The 14130-nt window shown below is 64.7% G+C and carries 15 protein-coding genes; 6 read left to right on the top strand and 9 right to left on the bottom strand.

From position 1 onward, the window contains the following. Positions 1 to 44 precede the first annotated feature (44 nt). On the top strand, positions 45 to 1958 hold the full coding sequence (locus tag AB4Y85_RS11470) for a propionyl-CoA synthetase (protein ID WP_441985025.1): 1914 nt from the start codon (positions 45 to 47) through the stop codon (positions 1956 to 1958). Between the two features lie 184 nt (positions 1959 to 2142). On the opposite strand, the gene AB4Y85_RS11465 is transcribed toward AB4Y85_RS11470, so the two are convergent. Together AB4Y85_RS11465 and AB4Y85_RS11460 are read right to left on the bottom strand one after the other, a co-directional pair. Then, complete coding sequence (locus AB4Y85_RS11465) at positions 2143 to 2868, bottom strand: DUF1013 domain-containing protein (protein WP_441985024.1); 726 nt, start codon at positions 2866 to 2868, stop codon at positions 2143 to 2145. A 369-nt stretch (positions 2869 to 3237) separates the two neighbouring features. Beyond that, the gene (locus AB4Y85_RS11460; RefSeq protein ID WP_441985023.1) at positions 3238 to 4236 is read right to left on the bottom strand and encodes an NAD(P)H-quinone oxidoreductase; all 999 of its coding nucleotides are present in this window, start codon (positions 4234 to 4236) and stop codon (positions 3238 to 3240) included. Positions 4237 to 4338: 102 nt separating this feature from the next. Between AB4Y85_RS11460 and AB4Y85_RS11455 the strand changes: the two genes are divergently transcribed. Together AB4Y85_RS11455 and rcdA are read left to right on the top strand one after the other, a co-directional pair. Continuing rightward, a complete protein-coding gene (locus AB4Y85_RS11455) occupies positions 4339 to 4545 on the top strand; it encodes a DUF1192 domain-containing protein (protein WP_441985022.1) in 207 nt (68 codons plus the stop codon). Positions 4546 to 4929: 384 nt separating this feature from the next. Continuing rightward, positions 4930 to 5460 (top strand): protease adaptor protein RcdA, encoded by a 531-nt coding sequence (rcdA, locus tag AB4Y85_RS11450; RefSeq protein WP_441985021.1) that lies wholly within the window; start codon positions 4930 to 4932, stop codon positions 5458 to 5460. Positions 5461 to 5688: 228 nt separating this feature from the next. On the opposite strand, the gene rpmE is transcribed toward rcdA, so the two are convergent. Then, a complete protein-coding gene (rpmE, locus tag AB4Y85_RS11445) occupies positions 5689 to 5922 on the bottom strand; it encodes a 50S ribosomal protein L31 (RefSeq protein ID WP_441985020.1) in 234 nt (77 codons plus the stop codon). A gap of 70 nt (positions 5923 to 5992) precedes the next feature. Between rpmE and AB4Y85_RS11440 the strand changes: the two genes are divergently transcribed. From AB4Y85_RS11440 to AB4Y85_RS11430, 3 genes are all read left to right on the top strand, one after another. Continuing rightward, positions 5993 to 6157 (top strand): hypothetical protein, encoded by a 165-nt coding sequence (locus AB4Y85_RS11440; RefSeq protein ID WP_441985019.1) that lies wholly within the window; start codon positions 5993 to 5995, stop codon positions 6155 to 6157. A 21-nt stretch (positions 6158 to 6178) separates the two neighbouring features. Beyond that, positions 6179 to 7978, top strand: a complete 1800-nt coding sequence (locus AB4Y85_RS11435; RefSeq protein ID WP_441985018.1) for an ABC transporter transmembrane domain-containing protein — start codon at positions 6179 to 6181, stop codon at positions 7976 to 7978. Between the two features lie 84 nt (positions 7979 to 8062). Next, positions 8063 to 8242, top strand: coding sequence for a DUF3606 domain-containing protein (locus AB4Y85_RS11430; protein ID WP_441985017.1), 180 nt, complete (start codon positions 8063 to 8065; stop codon positions 8240 to 8242). A gap of 3 nt (positions 8243 to 8245) precedes the next feature. Here AB4Y85_RS11430 and AB4Y85_RS11425 read toward each other — a convergent pair whose 3' ends face one another. From AB4Y85_RS11425 to fba, 6 genes are all read right to left on the bottom strand, one after another. After that, positions 8246 to 9274: a peptidoglycan -binding protein gene (locus AB4Y85_RS11425; RefSeq protein ID WP_441985016.1), complete on the bottom strand. Its 1029-nt coding sequence runs from the start codon at positions 9272 to 9274 to the stop codon at positions 8246 to 8248. Next, positions 9274 to 10233: a flagellar motor protein MotA gene (locus tag AB4Y85_RS11420; protein ID WP_441985015.1), complete on the bottom strand. Its 960-nt coding sequence runs from the start codon at positions 10231 to 10233 to the stop codon at positions 9274 to 9276. The genes AB4Y85_RS11425 and AB4Y85_RS11420 overlap by 1 nt, the downstream gene beginning before the upstream one ends. A 116-nt stretch (positions 10234 to 10349) precedes the next feature. Beyond that, entirely contained in the window at positions 10350 to 11144 is a 795-nt protein-coding gene (locus AB4Y85_RS11415) for an inositol monophosphatase family protein (protein ID WP_441985014.1), read from the bottom strand. A gap of 183 nt (positions 11145 to 11327) precedes the next feature. Beyond that, on the bottom strand, positions 11328 to 12227 hold the full coding sequence (locus AB4Y85_RS11410; protein WP_441985013.1) for a tetratricopeptide repeat protein: 900 nt from the start codon (positions 12225 to 12227) through the stop codon (positions 11328 to 11330). Then, complete coding sequence (locus tag AB4Y85_RS11405) at positions 12227 to 12880, bottom strand: thiamine phosphate synthase (protein WP_441985012.1); 654 nt, start codon at positions 12878 to 12880, stop codon at positions 12227 to 12229. Before AB4Y85_RS11405 ends, AB4Y85_RS11410 begins: the two co-directional genes overlap by 1 nt. A gap of 106 nt (positions 12881 to 12986) precedes the next feature. Next, entirely contained in the window at positions 12987 to 14075 is a 1089-nt protein-coding gene (fba, locus tag AB4Y85_RS11400) for a class II fructose-bisphosphate aldolase (protein ID WP_441985011.1), read from the bottom strand. Positions 14076 to 14130 lie beyond the last annotated feature (55 nt).

The following is a 14130-nucleotide window of genomic DNA, read 5'->3' as shown; positions in this document are numbered from 1 at the left end:
GTTCCCGATGAAGTCCCATGCGGTGACAACAATGGGGGAACGCCATGCCATCAACCCAAAGCCGCTATCGCGAGGTCTATGCCCGCTGGAAAGCCGATCCGGAGACCTTCTGGAAAGAAGCGGCGCAGGCCATCGATTGGTACAAGCCCGCCGACAAGATCTTCGAGCCGGCGGAAGGCGCCTATGGCAGCTGGTTCACAGGCGCGCTGTGCAACACCTGCTATAACGCGGTCGACCGCCATGTGGCGACGCGCGGCGATCAGGCCGCGATCATCTATGACAGCCCTGTCACGAATTCGAAGCGCGCGATTACCTACGCCGAAATGCAGGACGAAGTGGCGACGCTCGCTGCCGTGTTGCAGGACAAGGGCGTCACGAAAGGCGACCGCGTCATCATCTACATGCCGATGATTCCGGAAGCGGTCTTCGCGATGCTCGCCTGCGCGCGCATCGGCGCAATCCATTCCGTGGTGTTCGGCGGTTTCGCCGCGAAGGAACTCGCGACCCGCATCGACGATGCGAAGCCGAAGGCGATCCTCTCCGCATCCTGCGGCATCGAGGGCGCGAAGGTCGTGCCCTACAAGCCGCTGCTCGACGGCGCTATCGAACTTGCTTCGTATAAGCCGGAATTCTGCCTTGTCCATCAGCGCCCGCAATTGTCATGCGCGCTGATCGAGGGCCGCGATCATGACTGGTCGCAGGAAATCTCACAAGCGAAGGCAGGAGGCCGCAAGGCGGATTGCGTGCCGGTCGCCGCGACCGATCCGCTCTACGTGCTCTACACGTCGGGCACCACGGGCAAGCCGAAAGGCGTGGTGCGCGACAACGGCGGCTACATGGTCGCGCTCAAATGGTCGATGGATCATTTCTTCGGCGTGGAGCCGGGCGAAGTGTTCTGGGCCGCGTCCGATGTGGGTTGGGTCGTCGGCCATTCCTACATCGTCTATGCCCCGCTGCTGCATGGCTGCACCGCGATCCTCTACGAAGGCAAGCCCGTGGGCACGCCGGATGCGGGCGCCTATTGGCGCGTCATCGCCGAGCACGGCGTCGTGACGATGTTCACCGCGCCCACCGCGTTCCGCGCGATCAAGAAGGAAGATCCGCAGGCGAAGCTGCTGAACGGCTACGACATCTCCACATTCCGTGCGCTGTTTCTCGCGGGCGAGCGTGCCGATCCCGACACGATCCAATGGGCGGAGAACATCCTGCACGTGCCTGTCATCGATCATTGGTGGCAGACGGAAACCGGCTGGCCCGTCGCTGGCAATCCGCTGGGCCTCGGCGCGCTCCCGGTGAAGCATGGTTCGCCCACGGTTGCGATGCCGGGTTACGAGCTCGATGTGCTGGACGAGGGCGGAAAGCCTGTGCCCGCGGGCACGATGGGCACCATCGTGATCAAGCTGCCGCTGCCGCCCGGCGCGTTGCCGACGCTCTGGCACGCGGATGAGCGCTTCAAGGAATCGTACCTCACCACCTATCCCGGCTACTACAACACGTCGGATGCCGGCTTCATCGACGAGGACGGCTATGTGTGGGTGATGGGCCGTACCGACGACATCATCAACGTCGCCGGCCATCGTCTTTCCACCGGCGGCATGGAGGAAGTTCTCGCCTCCCATCCGGCGGTCGCCGAATGCGCGGTGATCGGCGTGAAGGATGCGCTCAAAGGCGAGGTGCCCTGCGGCTTCGTGGTGCTGAAATCCGGCGTCGAGCAGACACCCGACGAGATCGAGAAGGAATTGATCGGCCTCGTGCGCGAGAAGATCGGTCCCGTCGCCGCCTTCAAGCTCGCCATCACCGTGCCGCGCCTGCCGAAAACACGCTCAGGCAAAATCCTGCGCGGCACCATGAAGAAGATCGCCGACGGCGATCAATGGAGCATGCCCGCCACCATCGACGATCCCGCGGTTCTGGAGGAGATCGGCGATGCGTTGAAGGGCAGGGGATTGGCGAATTAAGGGCCGCCTAAAGCGCGGTCATCCCGGACGAAGCGCAGCGCAGATCCGGGATCGTGAGCAGGATAGAGCGCCCACCTTTGTCATTCCGGGTCGGGCTCCGCTACGCGGCCCCGGAATGACAGATGACGCATTTCAGAAGCCCCCAAAAGAAAAGGCCCGGAGAGATCCGGGCCTTTCGTCATTCTTACTCTTCGTCCTCGTCGTCCGAGCGCTTCAGCTGCTTGAGCTTGGCGAAGACGGAGTTGACGTCGATGCTCTCTTCTTCCTTCGGCTTCGGGCGGCTCATGTCGGCGAAGGGCTCGTCGCGCTGCGGCTCGGGAGCGGTGGTGATCTCGGCCGGGATCAGGGTGCCGCCCTGCTCGTGCGGCTCCAACTGCGGGCGGTCCTTGGCGGCGCGCTGCACTTCGAAGTCCAGGTCGATCTGGGAGCACAGGCCCAGCGTTACCGGGTCCATCGGCGAGAGGCTCGCGGAATTCCAGTGGGTGCGGTCGCGGACCTGCTGGATCGTGGTCTTGGTGGTGCCGACCAGACGCATGATCTGCGCGTCCTTCAGCTCCGGATGGTTGCGCACGAGCCAGAGGATCGCGTTCGGGCGGTCGTGACGGCGCGACACGGGGGTGTAGCGCGGGCCCTTCTTGACGCGCTTCTGCTCCGGCAGCTTTACGCGGGACTCGGCGATGCGCAGGCGGTGCTTCGTGTCGGCTTGCGCCTTCTCGATCTCTTCGCGGGTCAGCTGGCCGCTGGTGATCGGGTCCATGCCCTTGATGCCGGCGGCGACTTCACCGTCCGCGATGCCCTTCACCTCGAGGGGGTGAAGCTTGCAGAAATCGGCGATCTGGTCGAACGACAGCGATGTATTCTCGACGAGCCAAACGGCCGTCGCCTTCGGCATCAGCGGTCCCTGGGACATGGGGCGAACCTCCTTCGAGCCGGGCACCGGACATCGGCGCCGCACGGCAAAACTCTCTCGCGCTCCGAACCGGTGGGCCCGGAGCATCTCGTCTCACATTGTGAGGGAAACGAGATGATTATAGGGAGCGCGGGGCGATGTTGCAAACTTTTACGCATGGGGGCCACAAGCCGTTCCTGACTTTAGAATCTGGCTCTTAAAGGTATGGCGCGTGTTTCCCTCCCCCTTGTGGGGAGGGCCAGGGCGGGGGTGTTGGCGGCGGACCTTGATGGGTTATCGCCGCCACCCCCCCACCTCCAACTCCTCCCCACAAGGGGGAGGAGAGCGCGTCACACCACTATGGGCCAAATTCTTGGGGCCTCCGGCACGCTAAAACCGCAAGACGATCTTCCCGATATGCTCGCCCCCGTCCATGCGGGCATGGGCCTTGGCCACGTCCTCGAAGGCGAAAGTCGAATCCATCACGGGCTTGCAGAGGCCCTTGGCCAGCAACGGCAACACCTTGGCTTCGAGGTCCTGGGCGATGGCGGATTTTTCCAGCACCGTGCGGGAGCGCAGGGTCGAGCCCGTATGGGTCAGGCGCTTGAGCATGAGGCGGCGGAAATCGAGCTCGACCTTGCTTCCCTGAAGGAAGGCGATCTGGACGATCCGCCCATCCTGAGCGGCAGCCTCGTAATTGCGGGGAATGTAGTCGCCGCCCACCATGTCGAGGATCACGTCGGCGCCCCGGCCGCCCGTGGCCTCCTTCACGGCGGCCACGAAATCCTGGTTCCGGTAGTTCACAGCCACATCCGCGCCGAGGCGGGTGCAGGCGTCGCACTTGTCGGCAGAGCCTGCGGTCGCGATCACCTTGGCGCTGAGAGCCTTGGCGAGCTGGATCGCCGTGGTGCCGATGCCGGAGGTGCCGCCATGGAGGAGCAGCGTCTCCCCGGCCTTCAGGCGGCCGCGCTCGAACACGTTGGTCCAGACCGTGAAAGTGGTCTCCGGCACCGCGCCGGCTTCCTCCCAGGAGAGCCCTTCGGGGATGGGGAGGGCGTTCGTCTCGTGGACGACGGCATATTCCGCATAGGCGCCGCCCGCCACGAGAGCCATCACCCTGTCGCCCGGCTTGAAGCGCGTTGCGCTCTTGCCCAGCGCCACGATCTCGCCCGCGAATTCGAGGCCCAGAATGTCCGAGGCGCCGGGCGGCGGCGGATAGCCGCCCTGCCTCTGGATCACGTCGGGGCGGTTGATGCCCGCGGCCTTGATCCTGACCAGGATTTCCCCCTCGCCGGGCTGGGGCACGGGCCGCTCGACCAGCTTCAGGACCTCCGGGCCGCCGCTTCCGTCAGTAATCACCGCGCGCATCGTGCTTGGAATCGGCGTCATTCTTCCCTCCTTTGGTCAAGCTCCGCCCATATAGGGCAAAGTTGGCAAGGCGTGCATGCCGGATTAAGTTCGACGACAAATCAACCCAAGGAGGAGAATGCCATGGCCTTCGACCCCTTCGCCGACGAGCCCCGCCCGGCGGTCACCGGGCACCAGATCGGCCAGGACCTGTCGATGCTGTCCGTCGACGAGCTCGACGAGCGCGTTGCGATGCTGGAGCGGGAAATCGCCCGCCTGAAGGAGGCGAAAGCCTCGAAGGAAAATTCCCGCGAGGCCGCCAGCGCCTTCTTCAAGCTCGGTCAGGGTTAACGGCTCTTTAAGAGATTCGGGCGCCTCATGAAGGCGTCCGGTTTCTCCCACCGGATATGAGAGTGGTCTTCCTCCCACTCTTGTTCGATGCATCCCTGTAAGAGCATCGTCAGAAAAAGTGGACCCGGTTTTTGGGCGTACGATGCTCTCACTTATAGGGAAGCATCGGATCGATCCCAAAAGTGCAAGTCCACTTTTGGGTCCGATGCTTTAGACTCGAGCCGCATCGCGCGGCTCGCTTTTTGAGGCAAGGTTCATCGCTTAAGCCGGCTTAACCTTAAGAAGAGGTTACCGAGGCATCCTCCGCCGGCGCGTTCTATACTCCCTCCCATATCGAACTTCTCCGGCGCATGAGGCCGGACCAATTCCCTGGGAGACGGTCTCTTGCACGAGCCCGACGTGGTCAAACTTGATATCGATCCGGTGCGCTTCGGCCAGAACTTCGTGGGTTCGGAGGCCTTCAAGGCCCTGTTCCAGGAAGGCATGGAGCTGATCGAGGAGACGGCTGCCTATCTCGACGGCGCGGGCCGCGAGGAATCCCGCCGTCTGCCCCGTGAGGAGAGCGTCGCCTATGCCAGCGAGAGCATGCGCCTGACCACCCGCCTCATGCAGATCGCCTCCTGGCTCCTGCTCCAGCGGGCGCTGGCGGAAGGGGAAATCACCCCCGATCAGGCCCAGACCGAGAAGGCCCGAGTTCGCCTCAACTCCCACGACACCACGACCACGCTCCGCGAATACGAGGCCCTTCCCGCCCGCCTGCGCGAGCTGATCGGCCTCGCCACCCGCCTCCACGCCCGCATCCTGCATCTCGAGCGGCTTCTGTCGGAGACGGAAGCCCCGCCACGCCCGCAGGGCGTAAACCCGGTCGCGGCTCAGCTCGGCATGCTCCAGCGGGCATTTGCTCCAGCGGAGTAGGGGCCGCACTCCAGTCCTTATCCTTAGTGTCCAGCTGTGAAGGATAAAGCACTTGTTTCCCTCCCCTCAAGGGGGAGGAGGGCTGCCGGCGCTTTATCGGCTAGATATTGAGGAGCCTGCGGAGCAGGCGTCTCGAAAGACGAGGGGCAATCATAATTGCTCAAAAAGAAAAAGCCCCGCCAAAGCGGGGCTTTTTGCATTCCTGATGAAGTGTCCGGCGTAGCCGGATTACTTCTTGGCGCCCAGGTTGCCGAAGCGCGAGGTGAAGCGCGACACGCGGCCACCGCGGTCGAGCAGCTGCTGCGAACCGCCGGTCCAGGCCGGGTGGGTGCTGGGATCGATGTCGAGGTTGAGGGTGTCGCCCTCTTTGCCGTAGGTCGAGCGGGTGGTGTACTCGGTGCCGTTGGTCAGGACCACCTTGATGAAGTGGTAGTCGGGGTGATCGGTTTCTTTGCGCGCCATTGCCATAGTCCTTCTTGCGGCCAGCCACATCTGGTCAGCCCGCAGCGTAAGATCGAGCCTGAATTGATGAATGCGCGCCTATACCTCACTTAGAACCTTGAAACAAGCCGGGGCAAAGGTGTTAAACGGCCTTGGAGCATTTTTCGGCGAAGTGATCGGGTTCATCGTCAAAAATTGCGGCACCTCAAAGAAAACGGCTGTTTCCCGTGCCATAGGAAACGGCTCTCATCAGTGAATTCCTGAAACGAAGGATGCCATGGCCGATTTGCCTTCCGCCCAGAACCGTCCCAAAGCCGCGCTCAGCGCCCTGAAACCGCTCGTTCCCTACGGCCTCGCTTACAAGGGCCGGATCATGGGCGCGCTGGCGGCGCTGACCATGGCTTCCGCCGCCACGCTCGTGGTGCCGGTGGCCGTGCGGCGGGTGGTGGATTTCGGCTTCACGGATGCGGGGCGCACCTACATCGACGCCTATTTCATCCTCCTTCTTGGGGTGGTGGCCGTGCTCGCGGTGTCGAGCGCGCTGCGCTACTACCTCGTCATCACCCTGGGCGAGCGGGTGGTGGCGGATCTGCGTTCCGCCGTATTTAGGCACCTGACCTCCCTCGACCCGGCCTTTTTCGACCAGACCCGCAGCGGAGAAATCGTGTCGCGGCTCACCGCCGACACGACCCAGGTCAAAGCGGCCTTCGGGGTCAGCATCTCCATCGCGCTGCGCAACCTCTTCCTGTTCCTGGGCGCGGTGACGCTCATGATCATCACGAGCCCCAAGCTCTCGGCCCTCGTCCTCCTGGCCATTCCGCTGATCGTGCTGCCCCTCGTCCTGTCGGGGCGCGCCGTACGGCGGCGTTCCCGGGCGGCCCAGGACAGGCTCGCAGATGCCTCGGCCTATGCGGCGGAGGCCATCGGCGCGGTCCGGACCATGCAGGCCTTCGGCATGGAACGGCTTACCGCGTCCCAGTTCTCGCTTGCCGCTGAAGAGGCCTTCGACGCGGCTCGGCTCTCCACCACCATGCGGGCTTTCCTGACGGGTGCGGGCATCTTCATGGTCTCGGCCAGCGTCGTCGGCGTTCTCTGGTACGGCGCGCAGGATGTGCTCGCGGGCGCCATGACCGGCGGGCGGCTTTCGCAATTCGTGCTCTATGCGGTCTTTGCCGCAAGCTCGCTGGGCCAGCTCTCGGAGGTCTACGGCGAATTGGCGCAGGCAGCGGGCGCCGCCGAGCGTCTGGGCGAGATCCTGGAGGCGAAGCCCGCCATCGAGGCGCCGAAAAACCCCAAGCCCTTGCCGCAACCCTCGCCCGGCACTGTGGCATTCGAGGGCGTGCATTTCGCCTATCCCACCCGCTCCGAGCAGCGCGCCGTCCATGGCCTGAGCTTTTCCGTGGCCTCGGGCGAGCGGGTCGCCATCGTCGGGCCGTCGGGGGCGGGCAAGAGCACGATCCTCCAACTGCTGCTGCGCTTCTACGATCCTCAGAGCGGTATGATCCGGGTCGATGGGGTGCCGGTCACCGAAGCTGATCCTGCAGCCTTTCGCGCCCGCATGGCCCTGGTGCCGCAGGAGCCGACGATCTTCGCCGCGAGCGTCCTCGACAATATCCGCTACGGTCGTCCCGAAGCCAGCGAGGAGGAGGTACGCCACGCGGCGGAACTCGCTTCCGCCGACGGGTTCATCCAGGCCTTGCCGCAGGGCTATGGAACCCAGATCGGCGAGCGCGGGGTGACACTCTCGGGCGGACAGCGGCAGCGCCTCGCCATCGCCCGTGCGATCCTGAAGAACGCACCGATCCTGCTGCTCGACGAGGCTACTTCGGCGCTCGACGCGGAGAGCGAGCGCAAGGTCCAGGAAGCCCTCGACCGCCTCATGGAAGGGCGCACGACGCTGGTCATCGCCCACCGCCTCGCCACGGTCCGCTCCGCCGACCGTATCCTGGTGATGGACAAGGGGCTCATCGTGGAGGAGGGGACTCACGAGACCCTGCTCGCGGAGGGCGGCCTCTATGCAAGGCTCGCGCGTCTCCAGTTCACTGCTTCGGAAGATCACATCATCGCTGCGGAATAGGGACTTTTCGGCGAACCAATTCTCCCTACTCTCTGTTGACATGAAACCGGCGCAAGACCGGCTCGTCCAAAAGGGAGGTTGGGCATGACGGCTTGCTCACGGCGGCATCCTCAGGATTCGCCCCACATCAACGCCTATGAGGATTGGGATCTGCGCTATTGGTCCGACCGCTGGAACGTGCCCCGCAAGGAGTTGCTCGCCACCGTCAGGCGCGTCGGCGTCCAGGTGAAGGACGTCGCCCGGGCGCTGGGGAAGGACATCTGAAACCTACCGCTCCGTCAGCTTCAGCTCGATGCGCCGGTTGCGGGCATAGGCCTCTTCCGTCGTGCCGTTGTCGAGCGGCTGGAACTCGCCGAAGCCTGCGGCCGCGAGATGCTGGGGCTGCACGCCTCTTGCGATGAGCGCCTGCACTACCGCGATGGCGCGTGCCGAAGAGAGAGCCCAGTTCGAGGGGAATTGCGGGGTGTTGATGGGGCGCTGGTCGGTATGGCCGTCCACGCGGATCACCCATGAGATATCCGGCGGAACCTGCTTCTCGAGTTCCACGAGGGCGCTGGCGATACGGTCGATCTCTCCCGAGGCTTCGGGTCGCAGGAAGGCTTGGCCGGCAGGGAACAGCACCTCGGACTGGAACACGAAGCGGTCGCCGACGATGCGCACGTCGGGACGGGTGCCGAGGATCTGCCTCAAGCGTCCGAAAAAGTCGGAGCGATAGCGCGCCAGCTCCTGCACCCGCTGAGCCAAAGCCACATTGAGGCGGCTGCCGAGGTCGGCGATGCGGGCCTGACTTTCCTTGTCCCGATTCTCGGAGGCCGAAAGGGCCTCTTCGAGCGCCGCGAGCTGGCGGCGCATGGCGGCGATCTGCTGGTTGAGAATCTCGACCTGGCTCAGCGCCCGGCCCGTTGCCTGCTTTTCGGATTCGAGCGCGGTGGTGAGTTCGCTCGCCTGAGTCTGGGCCGCGCCGCCCGATTCCAGCAATCCCTGAAGCCGCGCCCGCTCGGCCTCGTTGGCGCGAAGCGTGGTGGTCAGGGATGCAAGGTTCTCTTCCAGCGTGCGGCGGCCCGAGCGCTCCAGGGACAGAAGATCGGTCAGCTCGGAGATCTGGCGGTTGAGCCGGTCCAATACCGTGTCGCGGCCCGAGAGCTCACGGGACAGGAAGAACTGGCCGACGGTAAAGACCGAGATCAGGAAGATGATGGCGAGCAGCAGCGTGGACAGGGCATCCACGAAGCCCGGCCAGTAATTGATCTGGCTGCTGCGCCCGCGCCCGCGCCCGCCTGAGCTGGAGATCGGCATCAGGGCAGCCTTTCACGGGAGATGCGGTCGAGCACCTGCTTCAGCTCCTTCTCGCGGGTGGCCTGAGCCTCCACCCAGTCGCGGATCATCTGCTGCTCGGCCCGCATATGCTGCACGAGGCCCTGCACGCCCTCGGCGAGATTGGCCATGGCCTGCGTCGCCGCGCGCCCGCCCGCGCCGTCGTTCACGGCGGCGGTGAGCCGGTTGAGGGCCACCGTCAGGTCGTGCGGGGTGCTGGAGCGCAGGGACGTATCGGCGGGCGTATCCATGGTGGAGGTAGCCAGCCAATCCTCGAGCTCCGTGTAGAAGCGGTTCTGCGCCTGGCCGGCCTGGAGATCGAGGAAGCCGAGAACCAGGGAGCCGGCAAGGCCGAAGAGCGAGGCGGAGAAGGACAGGCCCATGCCCTGCAGGGGGCCTGCGAGCGAATTCTTCAGCTCGTCGAAGAGAACGGCGGAATCCTGCCCGGTCCTCAAAGAGGAGATGATGCGACCGACCGAGCCGACGGTGTCGATGAGGCCCCAGAAGGTGCCGAGCAGGCCGAGGAAGACCAGCAGGCCCGCCATGTAGCGCAGGATCTCGCGGCCCTCATCGAGACGCGCGCCGATCGAATCGAGCAGCGAGCGGGTCGCGGCGATGGAAAGAGATTGGCCCGACCGGTTGCCGATGAAGGTGGCCATGGGGGCGAGCAGCACGGGCGGCGAGGGGGCGACGAGCCCTTCCTCGGTCTGGCGCAGCGTGTTGACCCAGCGAATCTCTGGGAAAAGCCGCCAGACCTGCCGGATGGCGAGCGCGATGCCGATGAACATCACGCCCAGGATCAAGGCGTTCAGGCCGGGATTGGCCTGGAAGGCCTCCCAGATCTGACGATAGAGGATAAAGGCGATAAACCCCGCCAGAACCAGAAAGACCGCCATGCGGATCAGGTAGATCCGCGGAGGGGTAAGGGGTTGGTCCGCCATTGTTATCCTGCGTCTTCGTGCTTCGGGACGGTCGCATTAGAGCCGTCCCGGCTTGACGGATCAAGCACGACCATCGGCCTTCATGCGGGCACGAACAGGAATATGGTGGTTCGAGCTTAGCCCTTGGCCTTTTTCAGCATCTTGAGCAGCTCGCGCTGCATGAACTCGTTGCCGCAGGCGATGGAGCCCGTCGCCATGGGGTTGGGGATGCCGTCCGCATCGGACACGTAGCCGCCGGCCTCGCGCACCATGAGGATGCCAGCCGCGATGTCCCAGGTGTTCAGGCCGCGCTCCCAATAGGCGTCGAAACGGCCGCAGGCCACGTAGGCGAGGTCGAGGGCCGCCGCGCCGAAGCGGCGCATGCCGCCCACATTGGCCATCACGGCCACGCATTCGCGCATGAAGAGGCCATGATCGCCTTTGCCGATATGGGGCAGGCCGCAGGCCACCACCGCATCGGCCACGTCCTCGCGGCCCGACACGCGGATGCGGCGGTTGTTGAGATAGGCTCCCTTGCCCTTCTCGGCGATGAACAGCTCGTCCTTGGCGGGATCGTAGATCACGCCGGCCACGATCTGGCCGTCGCGCTCGAGGCCGACGGAAATGGCGAATTGCGGCAGGCCGTGCAGGAAGTTCGTGGTGCCGTCGAGCGGGTCGATATGCCAGCGATGGCTCGTGTCCGTCCCTTGGACGACGCCCTGCTCCTCCATGACGAAGCCGTAGCCGGGGCGAGCTTTCTCCAGCGCCTCGCGCAGGATCTTCTCCGCCTTGCGGTCGGCAGCGGACACGAAATCGCCGGGGCCCTTGCGGGAGACCTGCAGATTCTCCACCTCGCCGAAGTCGCGCTTCAGGGAGCGCGACGCCTTCATCACGGCATCGGTCATGACGGTCATGAGGGGCGAGCGGATCATTGGGATAAGTCCTGGCAAAGAGCGAATTCAAGCATTTTCAGGAAAAGTGGCTACCGGTTTTCCGTCCGAAAATGCGGTGGGTTTAATCTGATGTGGTCGATGGACCACGGGAGGGTTTGCGTCAAGCGTGGGATCAACAGAACGGGTGCTCAATTGATCCCGCGTTTTCGCGAGTTCGTGGGGTCAGCGCATCCCGAGCCGCTCGGCGGCGAGCTTCTCGGCGCGTTTGCGGTCATCAGCGGAGAGGTCCTTCAGCGCGTTGTCGAGCCACGGATCGACGAGGCCTTGAGCCGCAGCCAGGATGTGCCAGGCGGCGGCATCAACCTTGTTAGCGGGCACGCCGCGACCGGCCACGAGCAGGCGGGCGAGGCGGTTCTGGGCGATGGCGCTGCCTTTCGCGGCGGCGCGGCGGAAATAGCGGGCGGCCTGTGATTCCGAAGCCGTCACCCCCTCGCCGTTGAAGAGCAGGATGGCGTATTCCACTTCGCCGACCGAACTGCCGTTCCTGGCGGCGCGCTCGAAGAGGCGGGCGGCCTCCGAGGCGTCCTTGGCGACGCCGCGGCCCTGGAGGTAGAGCACGCCGAGCGCATGCTGCGCGTCCGGGATTTCTGCGTCAGACGCCTGACGCAGCAGGGCGATGGCCTGTTCCAGGTCCATGTCGGAACCGCTGGTGAGCAGCAGCAAGGCGAGGTTATGGGCCGCGACGGCGTTGCCCTTGGCGGCGGCCTGTTCCAGCCAGGCCTTGCCCTGAACCGGGTTTTTGGGCGTCCCGCGTCCGTCCAGAGCCATGAGGCCAAGCGCGCCGAGGGCATGAGGATTACCGCGCCGCGCCGCCAGCTGGTACCATTCGGCGGCCTTCTTCGCATCCGCCGCGACCCCGAGGCCCTGGTTGTAGAGCTCGCCCAGGAGGGTCATTGCGGCGGCGTCGTTCTTGTTCTTCTCCAGGCGCAGGTTCGCCTCGCGGAAGGCGGTCTGATAGAGGCCTCGCTGATAGGCGCCATAGGCGAGATCGGGCTCCGCCGCCTGCGCGCAGGTGATGGAGGCGGCCAGCAGCAGGCCGCCGAGAGCCGGGAGCAGCCGCATCAGCGCGAGGCCTCCTGCCGTTCGAGAATTTCGGACGCGGCCTTCACGGCAGCCGCAGGGCCTTGCGGATGCGACCATACTGCGTCCCCGAGGGCCACGAACTCGGCACCCGTCGCAGCCAGAGGCTCCACGGCCTCCAGGGTCGGGGCATAGACGACGCAGGGCGTCTCGAAAATTTCGGCCCACCAGGCGGCGCGCTCGGTCACGCTCTCCAGGGAGGGAATGGATCCGTCCGCGCGGGGTTCACCGAAAAGCAGGTAATCGACCCCGGCCTCGCCGAAGCTCATGGCATCGTCCTTGGTGCGGATGGCGCCGACGCCGATGGCGCGCTCGCCCTTCAGGCGCTCGCGCAGCTCGCGAATCTCGCGCGGGTCGATGGCGCCCACATGAATGCCGTCGGCGCCGCCACGAGCGGCGACATTGGCAAGGTCGGCCATGCCCTCGGCGGTCACGATCAGGGCCGTGCCGTGCTCCTGCACCGAAGGGGCCAGCGCCTTTACCAGATTGGTCAGGCCACGCCCGTCCCCGGCGCCCAGCCGCACCAATACGGCCGCGACAGCGCCGCCTTTGCAGGCTTCCGCCAGCTTGGGAGCAAGCGAGGCATCCTCGAGAAGAGGGGTGATGAGATAGAGGCGGGCGGAGGAATCGGCCATGGTTCACGGATCACGAAAAAGAAAACACTGTCATCCCCATAACGAAAACGGGGCCATCTTGCGAGGCCCCGCTTGTCGATGATGATTGAGGCGAAAGCCCGACTGATTACTCAGCGGCCTGACGCTTGGTGCTGAAGGTCGGGTCGAGCTCGCCCGAAGCGTAGCGCTTGGCCATCTCAGCCAGGGTGAACACGCGCTTGATCTTCGAGGCCTGACCGGCGGTGTTGAACTCTTGCAGGCGCTGCTTGCAGAGCTTCGTCATCGCTTCCATGGCGGGCTTCAGATACTTGCGCGGGTCGAACTCGCCGGGGTTCTCGGTCAGGACCTTACGGATCTGGCCGGTCATCGCCATGCGGTTGTCGGTGTCGATGTTGATCTTGCGCACGCCGTGCTTGATGCCGCGCTGAATCTCTTCCACCGGCACGCCCCAGGTCGGCTTCATCTGGCCGCCGTACTGGTTGATGATGTCCTGCAAGTCCTGCGGCACGGAAGACGAGCCGTGCATCACGAGGTGGGTGTTTGGCAGCTTCTGGTGGATCTCCTCGATGATGTTCATCGCGAGGATCTCGCCGTCGGGCTTGCGGGTGAATTTGTAGGCGCCGTGCGAGGTGCCCATGGCGATGGCGAGCGCGTCGACCTTCGTCTCGGCCACGAACTTCACGGCCTCGTCGGGGTTCGTCAGCAGCTGGTCGTGCGAGAGCTTGCCCTCGGCGCCGTGGCCGTCCTCGGCTTCGCCTTCACCGGTTTCGAGAGAGCCCAGCACGCCGAGCTCGCCTTCAACCGAGATGCCGCCGAGATGCGCCATCTCGACCACCTTCTTGGTGACGCCGACATTGTAGTCCCAATCGCCCGGGGTCTTGCCGTCGGCTTTGAGCGAACCGTCCATCATCACCGAGGTGAAGCCGGCCTGGATGGCGGTCATGCAGGTCGAGGGCTCGTTGCCGTGATCGAGATGCACGCAGACGGGGATGTGCGGGTAGATCTCGGTGACCGCGTCCATCATGTGCTTGAGCATGACGTCGTTGGCATAGGAGCGCGCGCCGCGGCTCGCCTGGATGATCACCGGCGCATCAACCTCACTGGCTGCCGCCATGATCGCGAGCGCCTGTTCCATGTTGTTGATGTTGAAGGCAGGCACGCCATAGCCTTGCTCGGCTGCGTGATCCAGAAGCTGCCTCATGGTGATGCGGGCCATCTCGTCCTCCGTGTTGGTTTAAGCTCTTAAATCGTCGTGAAGCTGAACCGGCGAT

The organism is Microvirga sp. 2YAF29 (assembly GCF_052114605.1).
In the GTDB taxonomy this organism is placed as follows: Bacteria; Pseudomonadota; Alphaproteobacteria; order Rhizobiales; family Beijerinckiaceae; genus Microvirga.
This window is presented reverse-complemented; position numbering and strand designations above follow the sequence as displayed.

Bases quoted from the DNA above. Each gene is read 5' to 3' on its own strand.
- AB4Y85_RS11470 (WP_441985025.1), top strand. From the start codon at position 45: ATGCCATCAACCCAAAGCCGCTATCGCGAGGTCTATGCCCGCTGGAAA.
- AB4Y85_RS11465 (WP_441985024.1), bottom strand. From the start codon at position 2,868: ATGTCCCAGGGACCGCTGATGCCGAAGGCGACGGCCGTTTGGCTCGTC.
- AB4Y85_RS11460 (WP_441985023.1), bottom strand. From the start codon at position 4,236: ATGACGCCGATTCCAAGCACGATGCGCGCGGTGATTACTGACGGAAGC.
- AB4Y85_RS11455 (WP_441985022.1), top strand. From the start codon at position 4,339: ATGGCCTTCGACCCCTTCGCCGACGAGCCCCGCCCGGCGGTCACCGGG.
- rpmE (WP_441985020.1), bottom strand. From the start codon at position 5,922: ATGGCGCGCAAAGAAACCGATCACCCCGACTACCACTTCATCAAGGTG.
- AB4Y85_RS11440 (WP_441985019.1), top strand. From the start codon at position 5,993: ATGCGCGCCTATACCTCACTTAGAACCTTGAAACAAGCCGGGGCAAAG.
- AB4Y85_RS11435 (WP_441985018.1), top strand. From the start codon at position 6,179: ATGGCCGATTTGCCTTCCGCCCAGAACCGTCCCAAAGCCGCGCTCAGC.
- AB4Y85_RS11430 (WP_441985017.1), top strand. From the start codon at position 8,063: ATGACGGCTTGCTCACGGCGGCATCCTCAGGATTCGCCCCACATCAAC.
- AB4Y85_RS11425 (WP_441985016.1), bottom strand. From the start codon at position 9,274: ATGCCGATCTCCAGCTCAGGCGGGCGCGGGCGCGGGCGCAGCAGCCAG.
- AB4Y85_RS11420 (WP_441985015.1), bottom strand. From the start codon at position 10,233: ATGGCGGACCAACCCCTTACCCCTCCGCGGATCTACCTGATCCGCATG.
- AB4Y85_RS11415 (WP_441985014.1), bottom strand. From the start codon at position 11,144: ATGATCCGCTCGCCCCTCATGACCGTCATGACCGATGCCGTGATGAAG.
- AB4Y85_RS11410 (WP_441985013.1), bottom strand. From the start codon at position 12,227: ATGCGGCTGCTCCCGGCTCTCGGCGGCCTGCTGCTGGCCGCCTCCATC.
- AB4Y85_RS11405 (WP_441985012.1), bottom strand. From the start codon at position 12,880: ATGGCCGATTCCTCCGCCCGCCTCTATCTCATCACCCCTCTTCTCGAG.
- fba (WP_441985011.1), bottom strand. From the start codon at position 14,075: ATGGCCCGCATCACCATGAGGCAGCTTCTGGATCACGCAGCCGAGCAA.